General features: G+C 67.8%; 17 protein-coding genes. 2 read left to right on the top strand and 15 right to left on the bottom strand.

Annotated elements, in window-relative coordinates; all coding sequences use genetic code 11:
* Nucleotides 1–45 precede the first annotated feature (45 nt).
* Genes HNP73_RS11630 through cyoA form a run of 5 tightly spaced genes read right to left on the bottom strand, consistent with a single transcriptional unit; the run spans nucleotide 46 to nucleotide 5,203 of the window.
* Nucleotides 46–1,044 (bottom strand): substrate-binding domain-containing protein, encoded by a 999-nt coding sequence (locus HNP73_RS11630; RefSeq protein ID WP_184149209.1) that lies wholly within the window; start codon nucleotides 1,042–1,044, stop codon nucleotides 46–48.
* Nucleotides 1,045–1,063: 19 nt separating this feature from the next.
* Nucleotides 1,064–1,480, bottom strand: a complete 417-nt coding sequence (gene cyoD / locus HNP73_RS11625) for a cytochrome o ubiquinol oxidase subunit IV (RefSeq protein ID WP_184149206.1) — start codon at nucleotides 1,478–1,480, stop codon at nucleotides 1,064–1,066.
* Entirely contained in the window at nucleotides 1,477–2,100 is a 624-nt protein-coding gene (gene cyoC, locus HNP73_RS11620) for a cytochrome o ubiquinol oxidase subunit III (protein WP_425486635.1), read from the bottom strand. The genes cyoD and cyoC overlap by 4 nt, the downstream gene beginning before the upstream one ends.
* A 19-nt stretch (nucleotides 2,101–2,119) precedes the next feature.
* Entirely contained in the window at nucleotides 2,120–4,132 is a 2,013-nt protein-coding gene (gene cyoB, locus HNP73_RS11615; RefSeq protein WP_184149200.1) for a cytochrome o ubiquinol oxidase subunit I, read from the bottom strand.
* A 12-nt stretch (nucleotides 4,133–4,144) separates the two neighbouring features.
* On the bottom strand, nucleotides 4,145–5,203 hold the full coding sequence (gene cyoA, locus HNP73_RS11610) for a ubiquinol oxidase subunit II (RefSeq protein WP_281379232.1): 1,059 nt from the start codon (nucleotides 5,201–5,203) through the stop codon (nucleotides 4,145–4,147).
* Between the two features lie 193 nt (nucleotides 5,204–5,396).
* Between cyoA and HNP73_RS11605 the strand changes: the two genes are divergently transcribed.
* Nucleotides 5,397–6,689, top strand: a complete 1,293-nt coding sequence (locus HNP73_RS11605) for an MFS transporter (RefSeq protein ID WP_184149195.1) — start codon at nucleotides 5,397–5,399, stop codon at nucleotides 6,687–6,689.
* 132 nt (nucleotides 6,690–6,821) lie between these two features.
* Here HNP73_RS11605 and HNP73_RS11600 read toward each other — a convergent pair whose 3' ends face one another.
* Nucleotides 6,822–7,610: an SDR family NAD(P)-dependent oxidoreductase gene (locus HNP73_RS11600; RefSeq protein ID WP_221288471.1), complete on the bottom strand. Its 789-nt coding sequence runs from the start codon at nucleotides 7,608–7,610 to the stop codon at nucleotides 6,822–6,824.
* Between the two features lie 141 nt (nucleotides 7,611–7,751).
* Here HNP73_RS11600 and uxuA point away from each other — a divergent pair, with 141 nt between their 5' ends.
* A complete protein-coding gene (gene uxuA / locus HNP73_RS11595) occupies nucleotides 7,752–8,948 on the top strand; it encodes a mannonate dehydratase (protein WP_343063271.1) in 1,197 nt (398 codons plus the stop codon).
* A 20-nt stretch (nucleotides 8,949–8,968) separates the two neighbouring features.
* Here the strand turns inward: uxuA and HNP73_RS11590 are convergent, their stop codons facing one another.
* The 9 genes from HNP73_RS11590 to HNP73_RS11550 all read right to left on the bottom strand — a co-directional run bounded on the left by HNP73_RS11590 (nucleotide 8,969) and on the right by HNP73_RS11550 (nucleotide 20,340).
* Entirely contained in the window at nucleotides 8,969–9,676 is a 708-nt protein-coding gene (locus tag HNP73_RS11590) for a GntR family transcriptional regulator (RefSeq protein ID WP_184149193.1), read from the bottom strand.
* 145 nt (nucleotides 9,677–9,821) lie between these two features.
* Nucleotides 9,822–10,532: a response regulator transcription factor gene (locus HNP73_RS11585; protein WP_184149191.1), complete on the bottom strand. Its 711-nt coding sequence runs from the start codon at nucleotides 10,530–10,532 to the stop codon at nucleotides 9,822–9,824.
* The gene (locus HNP73_RS11580) at nucleotides 10,529–13,249 is read right to left on the bottom strand and encodes a sensor histidine kinase (RefSeq protein WP_184149190.1); all 2,721 of its coding nucleotides are present in this window, start codon (nucleotides 13,247–13,249) and stop codon (nucleotides 10,529–10,531) included. The genes HNP73_RS11585 and HNP73_RS11580 overlap by 4 nt, the downstream gene beginning before the upstream one ends.
* A 13-nt stretch (nucleotides 13,250–13,262) precedes the next feature.
* The gene (gene kdpC / locus HNP73_RS11575; protein ID WP_184149188.1) at nucleotides 13,263–13,835 is read right to left on the bottom strand and encodes a potassium-transporting ATPase subunit KdpC; all 573 of its coding nucleotides are present in this window, start codon (nucleotides 13,833–13,835) and stop codon (nucleotides 13,263–13,265) included.
* 13 nt (nucleotides 13,836–13,848) lie between these two features.
* Nucleotides 13,849–15,942, bottom strand: coding sequence for a potassium-transporting ATPase subunit KdpB (gene kdpB / locus HNP73_RS11570; RefSeq protein WP_184149186.1), 2,094 nt, complete (start codon nucleotides 15,940–15,942; stop codon nucleotides 13,849–13,851).
* A gap of 12 nt (nucleotides 15,943–15,954) precedes the next feature.
* The gene (gene kdpA / locus HNP73_RS11565) at nucleotides 15,955–17,646 is read right to left on the bottom strand and encodes a potassium-transporting ATPase subunit KdpA (protein WP_184149183.1); all 1,692 of its coding nucleotides are present in this window, start codon (nucleotides 17,644–17,646) and stop codon (nucleotides 15,955–15,957) included.
* Nucleotides 17,647–17,658: 12 nt separating this feature from the next.
* Complete coding sequence (locus tag HNP73_RS11560) at nucleotides 17,659–17,748, bottom strand: K(+)-transporting ATPase subunit F (protein WP_184149178.1); 90 nt, start codon at nucleotides 17,746–17,748, stop codon at nucleotides 17,659–17,661.
* A 292-nt stretch (nucleotides 17,749–18,040) separates the two neighbouring features.
* Nucleotides 18,041–19,036 (bottom strand): tetraacyldisaccharide 4'-kinase, encoded by a 996-nt coding sequence (lpxK, locus tag HNP73_RS11555; RefSeq protein WP_184149174.1) that lies wholly within the window; start codon nucleotides 19,034–19,036, stop codon nucleotides 18,041–18,043.
* The gene (locus HNP73_RS11550; protein WP_246399728.1) at nucleotides 19,036–20,340 is read right to left on the bottom strand and encodes a 3-deoxy-D-manno-octulosonic acid transferase; all 1,305 of its coding nucleotides are present in this window, start codon (nucleotides 20,338–20,340) and stop codon (nucleotides 19,036–19,038) included. The genes lpxK and HNP73_RS11550 overlap by 1 nt, the downstream gene beginning before the upstream one ends.
* Nucleotides 20,341–20,353 lie beyond the last annotated feature (13 nt).

Here is a 20,353-nt window from a genome sequence, read left to right as displayed (position 1 = left end):
CGACCGGCTTCTTGATCTGATCTGATCAAGCGGTCCGCCGCGGAGTCAGAGACTCTCGGCGGTGACGGTGACGAAGCGGATCGGGCTTGGGTCCACGGCCATGTCGAGCAGGCCGAGGCGGCTCAGCATCAGGTCGATGGTGCGTCGCGCCTGCGCCTCGGGGGCCTGATCGAGGACGATCTGCATCGAGCGGTCGCGCAGCGCCTCGGCAGTCGCGTCGGAAAGCTCGTGGCCCACGAAGAACACGTGCTGCCCGCGCGGATGGCGGCGGAGGACGTCGGCGATGGCGCGGTTGCCGGCACCGACGTTGTAGAGGCCAACGATGTCGGGCCAGGTCTCGAGCGCGCGGTGCAGCACGTCGCCGCAGCGGCGTGCCTCGTCCTGACCGAAGCCGACGAAGCGCAGGTCGTGCGTGCCGGGCGCGGCCGTCAGGTAGTCGGAGAAGCCGCGCAGGCGTTCGCGGTGCACCTGATAGATCGGGTGGCCGATGGCGATGAGGCCGCCGGGGCGGCGCTGCATCGTGGTGAGAAAATGCGCGGCGGTGCGGCCGGCGGCGTAGTTGTCGATGGCGACGAGTTCGCCGATCGACGGGTGGGCGCGGGTCACCACGTGCACCACGGGCAGGGCGGGCGTCACGGACTCGACGGCGACCCGGATGGCAGGATGGTCCGGCACGGCGAGGATCAGCCCGGCGCGGCGGTGCTCGCCGGAGGCGATGAGCCCGGCGATGGCGCCGACGTCCGCCTCATCGGCGAAGGTGCGGTGGACGCGGACCACCGGATCGAGGGTGGCGGCGATGCGCTCGAAGGCGCGAGAGAGGCGGCGGTAGAAGGTGGTTTCCGGCCGCACCAAGATCACGTCGATGCGCAGAATCCCGCGATGCACGTCCGGCAGACGGCGCGGCGTGTCGAGGGCGCGAGCCGCGGCGAGGACCCGCTCCACCGTCGCGGGTCGCACGCCGCCGCGTCCGTTCAGGACGCGCTCGACGGTCGCGGTGCCGACGCCCGCGGCGCGGGCGATATCGGCGAAGGTGGGTTTAGCCACCGGGCGCGCCGGCCCGCCCTCAGTTCGAGGGCGGTGGCGCCTCGCGGATCATGTCGTCCATGATGCCGCCCGGCATCATGTTGTTGTTCAGGTGGAAGACGATCCAGAGCGAGCCCGCGAGCGTGATGACCACGAGCACGATGGTGAAGATCGTCGAGAGCAGGAGCCACCCGTCCTCGGCCTTTGGTGTCATGTGCAGAAAGAACACCATGTGGACGAGGATTTGCAGCAGTGCGCAGAAGAGCACGATCGCCGCGGTGTAGCCCGCGCTTTCGATCGGCCGCGCCATCACCAGGAAGAACGGGATCACGGTCAGGATCACCGCGAGCACGAAGCCTGTGACGTAGGACTGGAACGTGCCGTGGGGCGCCGCGTGCGGATCGTGGGCGTGGGCGTGCGGATCGTTGGCGTACGCTTGGCTGTGGTCGGCGCTCATCGCAGGACTCCGAACAGGTAGACGTAGGTGAAGACCCCGATCCAGACGAGGTCGAGGAAGTGCCAGAACAGCGACAGGCAGGTGAGCCGCCGCACGTTCGCCGGGATGAGCCCGCGCTTGTTGATCTGCACGACGAGCACGATCAGCCAGAGGATACCGAACGTCACGTGCAGTCCGTGGGTTCCGACGAGGGCGAAGAACGCCGACAGGAAGGCCGAGCGCTGCGGACCGGCGCCCTCGTGGATCAGGTGGTAGAACTCGTAGAGCTCGACCACGAGGAACAACGCGCCAAAGAGGCCGGTGACCGCGAGCCACATGAGCGTCTTCTTCTGATCGCCCTGATAGACCGCCAGCATGGCGAAGCCGTAGGTGATCGAGGAGATGAGCAGGAACGTCGTGTTGAGCGCGACGAGCCCGAGATCGAACAGGTCACGCGGTCCCGGGCCGCCGGCGAAGCTCGCGCCGAGCACGCCGTAGGTCGCGAAGAGCACCGCGAAGATGAGACAGTCGCTCATCAGGTAGATCCAGAAGCCGAGGTGGGTAAAGCCACCGGCCTCGTGGTGCGGTTCCTCGACGAGGTAGAAGTCTGTCCGGCCGATCGCGGGCTGGCCGGCTGCCATCGCGGATGCGCTCATGGCCTCAGGCCCTCCCTGCCAGCATGCGGCTGCGCTGGGCCTCGACGGCCGTCACGTCCGCTGCCGGAATGTTGTAGTCGCGGTTGTAGTTGAAGGTGTGCCAGATCGCCGTGGCGATCATCGCCGCGAAGGCGAGGATGGCGAGCCACCAGATGTACCAGATGAGCGCCATGCCGCAGACCGTGGCGAGGCCGGCGAGGATGATGCCGCTCGAGGTGTTCTGCGGCATGTGGATCGGCTTGAAGCCTTCCTGCGGCCGGCGGTAGCCGTGCGTCTTCATGTCCCACCAGGCGTCGATGTCATGCGCGACGGGCGTGAAGGCGAAGTTGTAGGCGGGTGGCGGCGAGGAGGTCGCCCATTCGAGCGTCCGGCCGTCCCACGGATCGCCCGTGGTGTCGCGGAGCTCGTCGCGCCGCCAGATCGAGACCGCGAACTGGATGATCATCGCCGCGATGCCGATGGCGATGAGGACCGCGCCGAGGGAGGCGATCAGGAACCAGATCTGCAGGCTCGGATCATCGAAGACCCGCATGCGCCGGGTGACGCCCATGAAGCCGAGGATGTAGAGCGGCGTGAAGGCCACCCAGAAGCCCGAGACCCAGCACCAGAACGAGACCTTGCCCCAGAACGGGTCGAGGCGGAAGCCGAAGGCCTTCGGCCACCAGAAGGTGATGCCGGCGAAGAGACCGAAGAGCACGCCGCCGATGATCACGTTGTGGAAGTGCGCGATCAGGAAGAGCGAGTTGTGCAGCACGAAGTCCGCCGGCGGCACCGCGAGCATGACGCCGGTCATGCCGCCGATGATGAACGTCAGCATGAAGGCGATCGTCCACATCATCGGCAGCTCGTAGCGGATGCGGCCGCGATACATGGTGAAGAGCCAGTTGAAGAGCTTCGCGCCGGTCGGGATCGAGATGATCATCGTCGCGATGCCGAAGAACGAGTTCACGCTCGCGCCCGAGCCCATCGTGAAGAAGTGGTGCAGCCAGACGATGTAGGAGAGCACGGTGATGCAGACCGTGGCGTAGACCATCGACGAGTAGCCGAAGAGCCGCTTGCCGCAGTAGGTCGAGGTGACTTCCGAGAAGATGCCGAAGGCCGGCAGCACGAGGATGTAGACCTCCGGGTGTCCCCAGATCCAGATGAGGTTCACGTACATCATCGGATTGCCGCCGTTGTCGGCGGTGAAGAAGTTGGTGCCCACGTAGCGGTCGAGGGTGAGCAGCACGAGGCAGGCGGTCAGCACCGGGAACGAGGCGACGATCAGGATGTTCGCGCAGAGGGCGGTCCAGGTGAAGACGGGCATCCGCATCATGGTCATGCCCGGGCAGCGCATCTTCACGATCGTCACGATCAGGTTGATGCCTGACAATGTAGTCCCGACGCCCGCGACCTGGAGGCCCCAGATGTAGTAGTCGACCCCGACGTATGGACTGCCCGCGATGCCGGAGAGCGGCGGATAGGCGAGCCAGCCGGTCTGGGCGAATTCACCGACGAAGAGCGAGGCCATCACGATGACCGCGCCGCCCACCGTCATCCAGAACGAGAAGTTGTTCAGGAACGGAAAGGCGACGTCTCGGGCGCCGATCTGCAGCGGCATGATGTAGTTCATCATGCCGGTGACGAACGGCATCGCCACGAAGAAGATCATGATCACGCCGTGGGCGGTGAAGATCTGATCGTAGTGGTGCGCGTTCAGGTAGCCCTCTGACCCGTTGAAGGCCATGGCCTGCTGAAGCCGCATCATGATCGCGTCGGCGAAGCCGCGCAGCAGCATGATGAGGCCGAGCACCATGTACATGATGCCGATCTTCTTGTGGTCCACCGAGGTGAACCATTCCTTCCAGAGGTAGCCCCAGACCTTGAAGTAGGTCAGTGCGCCGAGAAGCGCGATGCCGCCGATCGCCACGACGATGAACGTCACGACGACGATGGGTTCGTGCAGCGGGATCGCTGACCAGGTCAGACGGCCGAACAGAAAGCTCGTCTCCGGGCTCGCGAATGTCTCGATAGCCATGTTCTGCCGTCCTTAGAGAGTTTCGTCCGGGGTGGAGATCGGCAGGGGGGCCGGATCGAGAAGCACGACGCTCTCGCGACCGGACTGCCGGATCGCCTCCTGCGGCGTGCAGAGTTCGTCCACGTGGAACGGCCGTGCACCGAAGGCCGATGTCGGGCCTGCGACGGCGACGGTGTTGATCGTCCCGAGAAGGCCGGTGCCGCCCGTCGAGCCGAGCGCCATCATCTCGTCGACGCACATGCGCCCGTCCTCGACGCAGCGGTTGACCGCGCGGCGGAAGAGGTCGGGATCGACGGTGCCGAAGAACACCGGCGGCTCGTTCTCCGAGGGCTTGGCGAGTTCGAGATAACGCGCCCGGTCGAGCGTTTCGCCGCTCCGGCGCGCCTCGGCGACCCAGGAGGTGAAGTCCGGGGCGTCGAGCCCGCGGAAGCGGAAGCGCATGCCGGAGAAGCCAGCGCCGCTGTAGTTCGACGAGAAACCCTCGTAGTCGCCGGGCAGGTTCATGACCGCGTGAAGCTGCGAGGTCATCGACGGCATGGCGTAGATCATGCCCGCGAGCGCGGGAACGTAGAAGGCGTTCATCACCGACTGCGATGTCAGGTGGAAGTTGATCGGCCGGTCGACCGGCACGGCGGCCTCGTTGACCGTGGCGACGCCGTACTCCGGGTAGATGAACAGCCATTTCCAGTCGAGCGCCACCACCTCGATGTCGAGAGGCTCCACCGTCGGGCTGATCGGGCGGCGCTCGCCGATGTGGGTGAGCGGCCGGAACGGATCGAGCCGGTGGGTGCCGACCCATGTGATCGCGCCGAGGCAGATGATGATCATCAGCGGCACGGCCCAGATGATGAGCTCGAGACCGGTCGAGTGGTGGAAATTCGGGTCGTAGTTCCCGTCGCGCTTGGCGCTGTAGCGCCAGGCGAAGAACACCGTGAGGCCCATCACCGGAATGATGACGAGCAGCATGAGTAACGTCGAGCTGATCAAAAGATCACGTTGTTGTGCAGCTACATAACCAGATGGTGATAGAACCACCATCCCACAACCGCCGAGCAGAAGAAGCGGCGACATCCCGATTATCAGTTTTCGCATCATCGACCCCCGAGACCCCCGTACCGGACTAACACCTTCCCATCCAACGTCTGGCGACTATGTGCAAGGACAACCTGAATCACCCGTAGCATATACTCGCACCGAGGTATAAGGAGAGTCGGAGTGAGGGCCGGGACAATTCCGGCGGGATTCAGCGAAGAAAGGGGGCGAAATGGCCTATCAGGCGGGCCCAGCCCACGACTCGGTCGATCATGAAACGAGCCCCGGGGAAATTGCGATTGGCGTCATCATCGGAAGAAGCTCGGAATTTTTCGACTTCTTCGTTTTCGCGATTGCGTCTGTTCTGGTATTTCCACGGGTAATGTTTCCCTTTGCGGAACCACTGGACGGCGTCATGCTGTCCTTCCTTCTCTTTGCGCTCGCCTTCGTCGCCCGGCCGTTCGGCACGCTGTTTTTCATGTGGGTCGACCGGAAATACGGGCGCGGCATCAAGTTGACTGCTGCGCTGTTCTTGCTCGGCTGCGCTACAGCGGGCATCGCCTTCATGCCCGACTATTCGCTCGCTGGCGGCTATGCGATCCTGATTCTTGCCATCATGCGCTTCGCGCAGGGCCTTGCACTCGGGGGCACCTGGGATGGTCTTGCGTCCATGCTGGCGATGAACGCGCCCGAGAACCAGCGGGGCTGGTATGCGATGATACCGCAGCTCGGCGCACCGGTGGGTCTATTTGTCGCAAGCGCGCTCTTCATGTATCTCCTGACTGCAATGCCCGAGAGCGATTTCCTCGATTGGGGCTGGCGCTATCCGTTCTTCGTGGCCTTCGCCATCAACGTGGTGGCGCTGTTCGCACGGCTCCGAATCGTTGTGACGCCCGAGTACGAGCGGCAGTTCAAGAACCTCGAATTGCAGCCGACGCGCATCCGCGAGACGCTGCGGGTCGAGGGCGTGAACATCCTGATCGGTGCCTTCACCCCGCTCGCCACCTTCGCGCTCTTCCACATGGTGACGGTGTTCCCGCTCTCATGGGTCTACCTGAAGTCGACCACCGACGTGCCGGCATTCCTCGCGATCGAGATCGGCACGGTGTTCATCTGCCTTGCTGCGGTGATCGGCTCGGGCGCGCTGGCTGACCGCATCGGGCGTCGGGCGCTGCTGCTCATCTGCGCCGTCGCGATCGGTATCTATTCCCTCGTCGCGCCGACGCTGCTCGACGGCGGGCTGGTGGGCGAGTTCTTCTTCATGGTCCTGGGCTTCACGCTGCTCGGGTTCTCGTTCGGCCAGTCGTCCGGAGCGGTCGCCTCCCGGTTCGAGAAGCAGTATCGCTACACCGCGTCGGCGCTCACCTCTGATCTGGCATGGCTCTTCGGCGCCGGTTTCGCGCCGTTCGTGGCGCTCTGGCTCGCGTCGAACTACGGGCTGTTCTCCTCGGGCGCCTACCTGCTGTCGGGCACGATCGTGACCGTCGTGGCGCTGCTCCTGAGCCAGCGCCTCGAGATGCACTGAGGCCCGGCGCTGCCAATTCGCGCGGGTCGACGAGCGCCCCGCGTGAGACGCCTGCGCGAGACGGACAGGGGCTGGAACCGCGACGCGCCGGTTCCAGCCCCTTTCCGTTCATCCCCCGCGCAACGGGCGCGTTCAGCGCACCGCAAGCCCGGCGGTCAGGCCGCCGTCGATCACGAAATCCGCGCCGGTGACGAAACCCGCGCGGTCGGACACCAGGTAGGCGATCATCTCGGCAATCTCTTCCGGTTCGCCGATTCGGCCGATGGGGTGCGCGGCGCCAAAGCGGGCAAAGACCTCTTCCTCAGACAGGTCGGAACCCAGCTTCTGCGCCGCGAGCGCGAGGATCGGCGTCCTGACCGAGCCGGGAGAGACCGAGTTCACCCGAATCTTTGCGCCCGCGTGGTCGATCGCCATGGCGCGGGTAAGCGCGTGGATCGCCCCCTTGCTCGCCACGTAGGCCGCAATGCCCTGCTGACAGGCATAGCCCTGCACCGAGGAGAGATTGACGATCGCCCCGCCGCCACGCTGGATCATCTCCGGGATGCCGTGACGGGCGGTGAGGTGGATCGAGCCCACGTTGACCGCGAGGCAGCGCGCAAAGGTCGCCCCGTCGGTGTCGAGCACCGTGCCATACGGATGCACGGCGGCGGCGTTGACGATGATGTCGAGACCGCCCGAGTGGTCGACGCAATCGGCGACCGCCGCCTCCACCTCGATCTCCTGCGTCACATCGGCGCGGCGCACCCGGATCGGCAGGCCACGCGATGCGGCGAAGGTTTCGAGCGCACGATTCGCCCCGGCATCGACCCCACAGACCAGCACCTCCGCCCCGGCCTCGGCGAGCCGGATCGCGCTCGCCCGGCCGATTCCCGACGTGCCGGTGACCAGCGCCGCCTTCCCCTCGAACTCGTCCTCCATCATCTCGCTTGCGTCCCTGTTGATGCTTTTGTCGGCGCAGATCATTGCCGAGGACCGCACCTTGGCGCCAGCACCGAAAAGTCGTGGATAACGCAGGCCGGCATCCGCTAGGCAGGACGGCAAAGCCGTTGGGAGGGCAGGGACATGCGACAGATGAAGGAATGCTTCCGCTGGTACGGGCCAAACGATCCGGTGCCGATCGCCCACATCGCACAGGCGGGCGCGACCGGCATCGTCACCGCGCTGCATCAGATCTACGACGGCTCGCCCTGGCCCGATGATGCGATCGCCCGGCGCAAGGCGGAGATCGAGGCTGCGGGGCTTGAGTGGGCGGTGGTCGAAAGCATTCCCGTCCACAACTCGATCAAGACCGGGACGCCCGAGCGCGACCGCTATATCGGCTGGTACAAGGACACGCTCCGCGCGCTTGGCCGGGCCGGGATCCGGACGATCTGCTACAATTTCATGCCGGTCTGCGATTGGACCCGCACCGAACTGCGCTATCCGATGCCGACCGGCGCGCTGGCGCTGCGCTTCGACGCCGTCGATTTCGCCGCCTACGATGTCTTCCTGCTGAAGCGTCAGGGCGCCGAGGGCGATTATACGCCCGAGCGGATCCGTGAGGCCGAGGCGCGGCTCGCCGAGCGTGGCGAGGCGGGGATGGCGGCCATCGAGCGTGTGCTCATTGCCGGGCTGCCGGCGACGGAACGGAGCTACGACCGCGAGAGCTTTCGCGCCGCTCTCGCCGACTATGACGGCATCGGCCCGGAGGAGCTGCGCGGGCACCTCGGGTACTTCCTGCGCGAGATCACGCCGGTCGCGGAAGAGACCGGGGTCCGGCTCTGCATCCACCCGGACGACCCGTCCTTTCCGTTGTTCGGACTGCCGCGGATCGTCTCGTCGGCGGCCGACGCCCGGCAGCTGCTCGCCGCCGCCGAGAGCCCGGCGAACGGGCTCACGTTCTGCACCGGCTCCTACGGGACGCGCGCGGAGAACGACCTGCCGGCGATGGTGCGCGAGTTCGGACCGAAGATCCACTTCGCGCACCTGAGGAATGTCACGCTCGAAGCGGATGGCTCGTTTCACGAATCCGACCACCTCGGCGGAACGGCCGACATGCCGGCCGTGGTGCTGGCACTCCTCGAAGAGCAGGAACGGCGCATCGGCGAGGGTCGCGAGGACTGGCAAATCCCGCTCCGGCCGGACCACGGGCATCTGCTGGCCGACGACATCGGCAAGGAGCGGATCAACCCCGGCTATTCGCTGATCGGCCGTCTGCGCGGTCTCGCCGAGCTGCGCGGCGTGATGCACGGGATCGCGGCCGCCCGCTCGGCGGGCTGAGAGCGGGCGCGGGTCGCGGCTCAGGCCCGGGCGGTCGCCCGGGCGCCGGAGGCCTCCTGCGACTGCGCGACCATGGCCTCCTTCACACTGGTGGCGAGTGCCCGGAGGGCCGCCTGCGCGGCGTCAGGATCGCGCCGGCAGATCGCGTCGATGACCGCGAGCCATTGCGGCAGCGCCACCTGCGCACGGCCCGGCCGGCAGAGCAGCCGCGAGCGGTGGCCCGCATTGCGCTCGTGCAACCGCTCAAGCAACTCCTGCGCAACAAGTTGCCCGGAGATGCTCAGATAGAGGTTGAAGATGCGCCGCGTCGTGCGGCCGAAGGCGATCACGTCATTCAGCGCGGCCCGCACCTTCAGTTCCTCACCGAGCGCGCGCAGCTGGATGATTTCCGGTGCGGTGATCCGTTCAGCGGCGAGCACCACACAGAGGCATTCGACCGCGAGGCTGACGTCGGTGAGTTGCAGGACTTCCTCAACGCTGATGTCCCTGACGCGGGCGCCCCGGTTGGCAATCCGTTCGACGAGACCCTCGTGGGTGAGATCGAGGAGCGCTGCGCGCACCGTGCCGCGGCTGACGCCGAGCCGATCGCACAGGTCCGCCTCCACGAGGCGTTGTCCGGGGATGAAGTCGTTGGCGAGGATTGCCTGGCGGATACGATCGGTGACATCCGCCTGCGAGAGTGGTCGCGGCGGTCTGAATGTGCGGGTGCGAGAGCCTGCCGATTGCATCTGCGCTCACTCGCCAGATAGGTCTAACCGTTTGAAGTAAAACCAAATCACCGGGTAGACAGTGGACGAAGGTCGCAATGGTAACAGCGTCGCCTTTGCCGGCGCAAGGCGCGTGTCGCCGGTCGGGCGTAAAGCTCGCGAGGGGTCAGGGGCCGGGGGCGTCCTCTTCGGGCGCGCTCGCCTGCAAACGGTAGCCGACGCCCGTCTCGGTGCGGACGTGGGTCGGACGCTGCGGGTCGGGCTCGATCTTCTGGCGGAGCTGGCGCACGTGGACGCGCAGGTTCTGCACGTCCGCATGACCGCCCCAGACCGCGCGGATCAGGAACTGGTGGGTCAGGACCTTGCCGGCGTGCTGGACCATCACCCGCAGGATGTCATATTCGCGCGGCGTCAGGCTCACCGTCTCGCCGTTGATCTGTACGACGCGGCGCACGAGATCGACGGTGAGCCCCCCCGACTGGAAGACGGCTTCCTCGCCGTCGGCCTGCAGGCGGTGGCGCAGCGCAGTGCGGAGGCGCGCAATGAGTTCGCGCATCCCGAAGGGCTTCGTGACGTAGTCGTCCGCCCCGAGTTCCAGCGCCTCGACGATGCCGGGCTCGTCGGTACGGCTCGACAGGATCACCACCGGAACGGTGTTGCCGGCGGCCCGCCAGCGGGCGAGGAGTTCCTGTCCGGTGGCGTCCGGCAGGCCGAGATCGAGGATCACGAGGTCGGCGCCACCGACCTGCCGCAGGGCCTCCGCCGCGGTCGCCGCGTCGGAGACGATATAGCCCTGGGACTCGAGGCCGGTTCGCAGCAGGCGCCGGATTGGCGGCTCGTCATCGACGACGAGGATTCTCGGCGAGGTGGCGTTCATGCGATGTGTCCGGTTCCGTTGCCGGTTGAGGCAGGCAAGGTGATGGTGAGAACGGCGCCGTGCCCGTCGATGCGGTTGGCGGCGACGATGCTGCCGCCCATCGCCTGGACGAAGCCGCGGCAGACCGCGAGGCCGAGGCCGGTGCCGGCGCGCACGCGGTCGCCCTTGCCGGCCCGGTGGAACTTGTCGAACACCCGCTCGATCTCCCCCGGCGGCAGGCCGTCGCCCTCGTCGAGGACGCGGATCGTCGCGCTGCGGACCGGGTCGGCGCGGGCCTCGACGCGGATCGTGGTTCCTTCCGGGGAGTACTTCGCCGCGTTGTCGAGCACGTTGAAGAGCACCTGCTCGAAGAGCACCGGGTCGATGTCGACCTGCGGCAGGTCATCGGCGAGATCGACGGCGATGTGGTGGCCGGCAAGAACGCGGCTCGCGCGCTCCAGGGCGCTGGCGATCACCTCGGTGAGGTCTTGCGGCGAGCGGTTGGGCGCGATTGCGCCGGATTCGAGGCGCGTCATGTCGAGGAGGTTGGCAATGAAGCGGTTCAGCCGGTCGGCTTCGGTGATGACGGTGGCGAGGAGATCGGTGCGCCCCTCCGGCCCGAGGTCGGCGGAAAAGTCGCGCAGGGTCTCGGCCGCGCCGAGGATAGAGGCGAGCGGCGTCCTGAGATCGTGGGAGATCGAGGTGAGAAGCGCCTGCCGCAGACGGTCGGCCTCGGCGGCGCGCATGGCGGTTTCCACGTCCTCCACGAGAGTCACGCGCTCGATGGCGACCGCGGCCTGATCGGCGAGCGCGTCGAAGAGCCGGCGGCCGTCGGGGGTCAGGATCGGTCCCGGGCGCTCGCTGTCGAGGCCGACGACGCCGACCGCCCCCCGGCCGGTGCGCAGCGGCATGAAGAGGCGGCGGGCGCCGGGCAGCGTGTCCGAGCCACGGCCGGCGGCACGGTTCGACTCGAAGGCGAGCTTCGCGGCGGCGATGTCGGCGGGCTCGAGGGTGTCCTCGGGCGGATAGCCGGCGCTGACCGCGATGTCGCCGCGCTCGTCGGGCATGAGCATCACCACCTGCACGTCGAGCTGCGAGGCGAGCTGATAGGCGGTAGCCCAGAGCACGTCGTCGAGGGTCGAGACGCCCGCGAGCTTGCGGCTGAAGGCATAGAGCGCCTCAGTCGTGCGGGCGCGGGCCTGGGCGGTCAGGGCCTGCCCACGCACCTGCGCCGCGAGGTTCGAGACGAGGACCGCGACGAGGGCGAAGAGCAGGAACTGCGCGACGTTCGTCGGGCTCGCGATCGTGAGCGTATAGGTGGGCGCGAGGAAGAAGAAGTTGTAGGCGAGCGATCCCACGGCCACCGCGAAGAGCGATGGCCAGAGGCCGAAGCGCACGGCGACGCCGACGACGGCGGTGAGAAACACCAGATCGAGCGACTCGACCCCGATAAAGGGGCGGATCAGCATGACGAAGGCGAAGGCGGCGGTGATCGCGAGGACGGCGGCGGCATAGGGCGGCCAGCTCGCCCGGCGGACGGGGTCGCGGGTGCGGACGGTCTTGGCCGGGACGGGCTCGGCGGCAGCGCCCCCGGTTCCGTCGCCGGCAATGACATGGACGCTCTGGCCGCCCGCCTGCCGGACGAGATCGTGTACCACCGAGCCGTGCAGCAGCTCGAAGAGCCGCGAGCGGGACGACTTGCCGATGACGATCTGGGTGACGTTCTGGGTGCGGGCGTAGGCGAGGACGTCCTCGGCGATGGTGTGTCCGCCGCCCGGCAGCGTCAGGGCTTCGCCGCCGAGCCGCTGGGCGAGGCGCAGGGTGTCGGCGGTGCGGTCGCGCTCGACATCCGGCAATTCGGCGCTGCGTGGGGTCTCGATGGTGACGGCGGTCCACGGCGCGTGCAGGCGGTCGGCGAGACGCTTGGCGTAGCGCACGAGACCGGCGGAGGCCGGATCCTCGCTGACGCAGACCAGCACGCGATCGCCCGCGGCCCATGGGCCGGAGATGGCGTTGGCGCGCATGTGGCTCAGAAGCTGGGCATCGACCCGGGCGGCGGTGCCGCGCAGCGCAAGTTCGCGCAGGGCCGTGAGGTTGCCGCGCGAGAAGTAGTGGCGGAGCGCCCGGGTCGCGGTCTCGCGGACGTAGACCTTGCCCTCCTTCAGCCGCCGGATCAGGTCGTCCGGCGTGATGTCGATGACCTCGATGTCGTCGGCCCGGTCGATGATCCGGTCCGGGACGGTCTCGCGCACCCGGATACGGGTGATCTGGGCAACGATGTCGTTGAGGCTCTCGACGTGCTGGATGTTGACGGTGGTGTAGACGTCGATCCCCGCGTCGAGGAGTTCCTCGACGTCGAGATACCGCTTGGGATGCCGGCTGCCCGGGGCGTTGGTGTGGGCAAGCTCGTCCACCAGAACCAGCGTCGGGCGGCGGGCGATGATGGCGTCGAGGTCCATCTCTTCGTAGGATCGGCCCCGATCGACGATGTGGCGACGCGGGATGGTCTCGAAGCCGCGGGCGAGCGCCTGGGTTTCCACCCGGCCGTGAGTCTCCACGACGCCCACCACCACGTCGGTGCCGTCCGCGCGTCGGTCATGGGCGGCGCTGAGCATCGCGTAGGTCTTGCCGACACCGGGGGCGGCGCCGAGGAAGATCTTCAGGCGGCCCCGCGTTTCGCGCAGGGCCTCCTCAAGCAGGGCGTCTGGTGACGGACGTGTGTCGGCTTCTTCGGCCATGGCGCGAGGCTGCTCAGTGCGTTGCCAGGTCGTCAAGCGCCAAGTTGAGCGTCAGCACGTTGACTCGCGGCTCGCCGATCAGGCCGAGGGTGCGGCCCTCGGTGTTCTCTGCAATCAGGGTCCTGACCTGATCTTCCGGCAGACCCCGCTCCGCCGCGACGCGCGGCAACTGGAACTCGGCGGCCGCGGGCGAGATGTGCGGATCGAGGCCGGAGCTCGAGGCGGTGACCAGATCGATCGGGATCGGCGCGGCGGGGTTTTCGGCCCGCAGGGCGTCGGCCGCGAGCTTGATGCGCTCGATCAGCGCCGGGTTGGTCGGCCCGAGGTTCGATCCGCCGGACGCGGCGGCGTTGTAGGGCTCGGGCGCCGTGGCCGAGGGGCGGCCGTGGAAATAGCCGGGCGTCGTGAACGATTGCCCGATCAGCGCCGAGCCGACGACGATGCCGTCGCGCTCGATGATGCTGCCGTTTGCCTGACGCGGCATGGTGGCCTGGGCGATCCCGGTGATCGCGAGGGGGTAGAGGATGCCCGTGATGAGCGTCAGGACGACGATCATCACGATGGCGGGGCGAAGGTGCTTGAGCATTGGGATCGTCTCCTCAGGCGAGGCCGATTGCGGTGATGGCGATGTCGATGAGCTTGATGCCGATGAAGGGCACCACGAGGCCACCGAGACCGTAGACGGCAAGGTTGCGGCGCAGCAGCGCGCCCGCGCCGATCGCCTTGTACTTCACGCCGCGCAGCGCCAGCGGGATCAGCGCGACGATGATGAGCGCGTTGAAGATGATCGCCGACAGGATGGCGCTCTCGGGCGTCGCGAGGCCCATGACGTTGAGCGTCCCGAGCTGCGGGTAGATCACCGCGAACATCGCCGGGATGATGGCGAAGTACTTCGCCACGTCGTTGGCGATCGAGAACGTGGTGAGCGAGCCCCGGGTCATCAGGAGCTGCTTGCCGATCTCGACGACCTCGATGAGCTTGGTCGGGTCGCTGTCGAGGTCGACCATGTTGCCCGCTTCGCGGGCGGCCACCGTGCCGGTGTTCATCGCGACGCCCACGTCGGCCTGGGCGAGGGCGGGCGCGTCGTTGGTGCCGTCGCCGCACATGGCGACGAGCTTGCCCTTGGCCTGCTCCTCGCGGATGAGCGCGAGCTTCGCCTCTGGCGTCGCCTCCGCGAGGAAGTCGTCGACACCGGCCTCCGCGGCGATCGCAGCGGCGGTCATCGGGTTGTCGCCGGTGATCATCACCGTGCGGATGCCCATGCGGCGCAGCTCGGCGAAGCGCTCGCGGATGCCGCCCTTGACGATGTCCTTGAGCGTGATGACGCCGAGCAGGCGGCCATCCTTCGCCACGGCGAGCGGCGTGCCGCCGGCCTTGCCGACTTCCTCGGCCATGGCGCGCACTTCGCGCACGGTCTCGGGGACCTCGACGACCGGAGCGGGCGCACCGACGGTGAGCTTGCGCGGCGCCGGGGCGCCGACGTGGCTGAGCACCGCATCGACCGCGCCCTTGCGGATGGCGCTGTCGCCCATGTCGACGCCGCTCATCCGGGTCTGGGCGGTGAAGGGTACGAAGGTCGCGCCGAGCGACACCATGTCGCGCTCGCGCAGGCCGTGCTTCTCCTTGGCGAGCACGACGATCGAGCGACCCTCGGGCGTCTCGTCCGCGAGCGAGGCGAGCTGTGCCGCGTCCGCGAGCTCGTGCTCGGTGACGCCGCTCACCGGCCGGAACTCGGTCGCCTGGCGGTTGCCGAGGGTGATGGTGCCGGTCTTGTCGAGGAGCAGCGTGTCCACGTCGCCCGCCGCCTCGACGGCGCGGCCCGACATCGCGAGGACGTTGAAGCGCACCAGGCGGTCCATGCCGGCGATGCCGATCGCGGAGAGGAGCGCGCCGATCGTGGTCGGGATCAGCGTCACGAAGAGCGCGGCCAGCGCGATCACTCCGATCGTCCCGCCGGCGTAGGCGGCGAATGACGGGATGGTGGCGACAGCCAGCACGAAGATCAGCGTCAGGCCGACGAGAAGGATGTTGAGGGCGATCTCGTTCGGCGTCTTCTGGCGCTCGGCGCCTTCGATGAGCCCGATCATCCGGTCAAGGAACGAGTTGCCCCGCGCCGAGGTGATGCGGATGATGAGGCGGTCCGAGATGACCGTCGTGCCGCCGGTGACAGCGGAGCGGTCGCCGCCCGACTCGCGGATGACGGGGGCGCTCTCGCCGGTGATGGCGGCTTCGTTCACCGAGGCAACGCCCCAGACGACTTCACCGTCGCCGGGAATGACGTCACCGGCGTCCGCGACCACGAGGTCACCGACCTCGAGGTCTTCGGCGGCGATGCCCTCATAGAGGTCATGGTTTTCAGCCTCGATCAGCCGCTTCGCCGTGGTGGTGCTGCGCGTGGCGCGCAGCGTCTCGGCCTGCGCCTTGCCGCGGCCCTCGGCCACGGCTTCAGCGAAGTTGGCGAAGAGCAGCGTGAACCAGAGCCAGAGCACGATCTGGAAGCTGAAGCCGAGCTTTGCCCCGCCGCCGCCGACGAAATCCCTGAGGAAGAGGACGGTGGTGAGGATCGCGATGACCTCCACCACGAACATCACCGGGTTCTTCATCATCGCCCGGGGATCGAGCTTGGCAAACGCCATGCCGATTGCCGGGCCGACGATCGACGGAGCGAATAGAGATGTCTGAGGTTTGGACATGAGAAATATCCGTCAGAAGGTCTGGCCGGCAAGCATCGCCAGGTGTTCGACCACGGGGCCGAGGGCGAGCGCCGGAAAGAAGGTGAGGCCGCCGACGATCAGGATGACGCCGACGAGAAGTCCGACGAAGAGGCCGCTGTGCGTGGGGAAGGAGCCAGCCGAAGCCGGGATGGTCTTCTTCGCCGCGAGCGAGCCCGCGATGGCCAGCGCGGGAATGATGATGAGGAAGCGCCCCATCAGCATCGCGAAGCCGATCGTCATGTTGAACCAGGGGGTGTTGCCGGAGAGGCCGGCGAAGGCCGAGCCGTTGTTGGCCGCGCCCGAGGTGTAGGCGTAGAGGATTTCCGAGAAGCCGTGCGGTCCCGGGTTGGCGATCGAGGCGACCGCATTCGGCAGGACGACGGCAATGGCGGTGAAGCCGAGCATGGCGAGCGGCAGCGCGAGGATTGCGAGCATGGCGAGCTTGACCTCGCGGGCCTCGATCTTCTTGCCGACGTATTCGGGCGTGCGCCCGACCATCAGCCCGGCGATGAAGATCGCGACCAGCACGAAGATCAGCATGCCGTAGATCCCGGCGCCGACGCCGCCGACGATGATCTCGCCGAGCTGCATGTTCAGCATGGGAATGAGGCCGCCGAGCGGGATGAAGCTGTCATGCATGGCGTTGACCGCACCACAGGACGCGGCCGTGGTGACGACAGCAAAGAGCGCCGTGAGGGCAGGGCCGAAGCGGAGCTCCTTGCCTTCCATGTTGGCGCCGTCGACGCCGAGCGCGTGGACGAGCGGGTTGCCCGAGGCCTCGGCCCAGTAGGTGATGGTCACACCGGCCACGAACAGGATGCCCATTGCCGCGAGCAGCGCCCAGCCCTGACGCTCGTCGCCGACCGCGCGGCCGAAGACGTTGGTAAGCGCTGCGCCGAGGGCGAAGATCGCCAGAACCTGGATCAGGTTCGCCATTGCTGTCGGGTTCTCGAAGGGGTGCGACGAGTTCACGTTGAAGAAGCCGCCACCGTTGGTGCCGAGCAGCTTGATGGCCTCCTGCGACGCGACCGGGCCGAGGGCGATCGTCTGGCGCGCACCTTCGAGCGTGGTGGCATCAATCGAGCCCGCGAGGGTCTGCGGCATGCCGAGGGCGACGAACGCGAGCGCGATCACGACCGAGATCGGCATCAGGATGAAGAGGGTGACCCGGGTGAGATCGGCCCAGAAGTTGCCGACCTTCTTCGCCGAGGTGCGCGAGAAGCCGCGGATCAGCGCCGCAGCCACACCGATGCCGGTGGCGGCCGAGACGAAGTTCTGCACCGTGAGGCCCGCCATCTGCGACAGGTGGCTGAGCGTCGTCTCGCCACCGTAGTTCTGCCAGTTCGTGTTGGTGACGAACGAGGCGGCAGTGTTGAACGCGAGATCAGCCGGCACGCCGGTCATGCCGGCCGGGTTGAACGGCAGATACCACTGCAGGCGCTGGAGGAAGAAGAGCACCAGCATGCCCGCGAGGTTGAACGCGAGAAGCGCGAGGGCATAGCCGAGCCAGCCCTGTTCCTCGCGCGGATCGACCCCGGCAAGCCGGAAGAGCGGACGCTCGATGGCGGCGGTGCCGGGCAGGCTGCCGTCGAGGGTCCGGGTGAGGTAGAAACCGAGCGGTCGTGCCAGCGCGACGACGAGCCCGATGAAGATGGCGATCTGAAGCCAGCCGGCGAATGTCATGTGCCTCAAGCCTCAGAACCGCTCGGGGCGCACGAGCGCCCAGCCGAGGTATACGAGCAGGCCCGCGAGGACCGCTGCCGCAAGGGCGTAGTCGAATGTCATGGAGCGCTCCTCAGAGTCGGGCGCAGAGCGCGGCATAGCCGGCAAAAAGCGCGAAGCCGCCGACAGTGACGGCAGTCATGATAAGATCGGACATAGGTAACTCCTGCTGTTCCGAAGCGGATCAGCGGGAGGAATTGCACCGAAGGCATAAGGGAACGAGTGAGTGCGGCGCCGGCCGGTATAAGGATTCCATGAAGATCGGGCGGCGATCCGTCACCGTTGAAGGCCCGCTGACCGGCGGGCGCGATGCCGTCCGGGACAAGCACCGTGCCCGTCCCGGATTGTCCCTGCCCTAGGCGCCGATGCCGAGACGGCTGATCGCCGCGTCGACCGGGGTCCAGTCCGCGAGGTCGAGGCGGACGGGCAGCACGAGCGTCTTGGGGCGGAAGCTCGCCGGCAGGCGGACGGCGTCCTTTTCCGTGGTGACGAGCTGGGCGCCGCGGGCGGTGGCCTCAGCCTCGAGGCGTGCGAGAAGCCGCGGCTCGAAGGGTTCGTGGTCGGCGAAGCTGCGGGTGGCGACGATGTCCGCGCCGAGACCCGCGAGCGTCGCGAAGAATTTCTCCGGCCGGCCGATCCCGGCGAAGGCGAGGCTCTTGAGGCCGGTCCAGTCCATGCCGGTCTCGAGCGGCGCCAGCCGCCCCTCGGCCACCGGCAGGGGGATATCGGGCCAGGCGGTGCGGAAGCTCGCGCGCTCGGCCGGCTCGCCGATCACAAGCAGAAGGTGCGCCCGGGCGAGACCGGCGGCCACCGGTTCACGCAAGGGGCCGGCGGGGATCACCCGCCCGTTGCCGAAGCCGAAACCACCATCGACCACCACGATCGACAGATCCTTGGCGAGGTCGGGGTTCTGCAGGCCGTCGTCCATCAGCACGACGCGCGCGCCCGCGGCTTCCGCCGCACGGCCAGCTGCGGCGCGGTCGCGCGCGATCCAGACGGGGACGAAGGCGGCGAGAAGCAGTGGCTCGTCCCCGACCTCCGCCGCGGTGTGGCGGGTCGGATCGACGCGGACCGGGCCTTCGAGGCTGCCGCCATGGCCACGCGAGACCACGTGGACTGCGATGCCGCGCGCCGTCAGCCGTTGCGCGAGAGCAATCGTGACCGGGGTCTTGCCGGCGCCGCCTGCCGTGACGTTGCCGATGCAGATCACCGGCACGCCGAGACGCGCCGCCGGCGGGCGGGCGAGGCGACGTCGGGTCACCGCGGCCCAGAGCCATGCGAGCGGGCTGAGGAGGTGGGCGAGCAGTCCCGGCCGGCCCGGTGGATTTGACCAGAAGCGTGGCGCCAGCATCAGGCGGCGGGACGCGAGCGGTCAAGAAGCACACCCACGGCGTCGAGCACCGCGTCGGTCACTTCAGCCCCCTCGCTGCAGGCGGCCCAGGCTGCGGCGGCCATCTCGGCGGCGCGATCGGGCGGCAGGGTCGCGACCACCGCGTCGGCGAGGTCAGCCTCATTGCGGACGAGCACCGCCGCGCCGGCCCGCTGCAGCCGACGATAGCCGTCGACGAAATTGCGCACGTTCGGCCCGAACAGGATCGCGCTGCCGAGAAGCGCCGGCTCGAAGGGATTGTGGCCGCCCACATCGACCAGCGAGCCGCCGACGAAGCTCACCGGAGCGATGCGATACCAGAGGCCCATCTCACCGAGGGTGTCCGCGAGATAGACGTCCGTGTCCGCGGTGATCGGCTCGCCCTTCGAGCGCTGCGCCACGGAAAGTCCGCGCGCGCGGACCAGCGCGGCCACCTCGTCGCCCCGGTTCGGATGGCGCGGCACCAGCAGCAGCGAGAGCAGCGGCAGCGCCGGACGGGCGCGCAGGTGCGCGCCGATGACGATCTCTTCCTCACCCGGATGAGTCGAGGCAGCAAGCCAGAGGTGGCGGCCGGCAAAGGCGCGCGACATCTTCGCCCGCTCGGCCTCGTCGTAGGGCAGGGGGGCGGACCCCTCCTTGAGCGAACCTTCGACGGAAAGCTTCTTCGGATCCGCACCAAGGGCGGAGAGTTGCTCGCCCGCGAGCTTGTCCTGCGCGAGGATGCGCTCGTAACAGGCGAGAAGCGCTCGGGCCATGTTACCCATCATCCGCCAGCGCCGGAAGCTCCGGTTGGAGATCCGCGCGTTGATGAGCAGAAGCGGAATGCCCCGCGCGTGCGCCTCATGGAGCGTCGCGGGCCACATCTCGCTTTCGGTGAAGACCGCGGCGTCGGGTCGCCAGTGATCGAGAAACCGGCGGACCCACGGCAGCACGTCGAGGGTCGAGAACTGGTGGATGCAGTTTTCCGGCAGCCGGTCAGCGAGGAACTGCGCCGAGGTCACGGTCCCGGTGGTGACGAGGCAGGTCACCTCTGGTCGCGCCTGCATGAGGCGGCGGAGCATTTCGAGAAGCGACGCGGCCTCGCCGACGCTTGCGGCGTGAAACCAGATCAGCGCGCCCTCGGGCCGGGGCCGGGACGCCTCGCCCATTCGCTCGGGCAGGCGCTGCGCGTCCTCCTTGCCCTCGGCGCGGCGGCGTTCAAGCCAGTAGTGAGCAACTTTTCCGGCGCGGCCGGACGCGGCGAGATAGAGCCGAAGCAGGATGGAGCGCGGCAAGGCGGACGGCATGGCTCGGGGGATC

It is taken from the genome of Amaricoccus macauensis (assembly GCF_014201905.1).
Taxonomy (GTDB): Bacteria; Pseudomonadota; Alphaproteobacteria; order Rhodobacterales; family Rhodobacteraceae; genus Amaricoccus; species Amaricoccus macauensis.
Note: the sequence above shows the minus strand (reverse complement) of the source record. Positions and strands in the feature narration are given on the sequence as shown.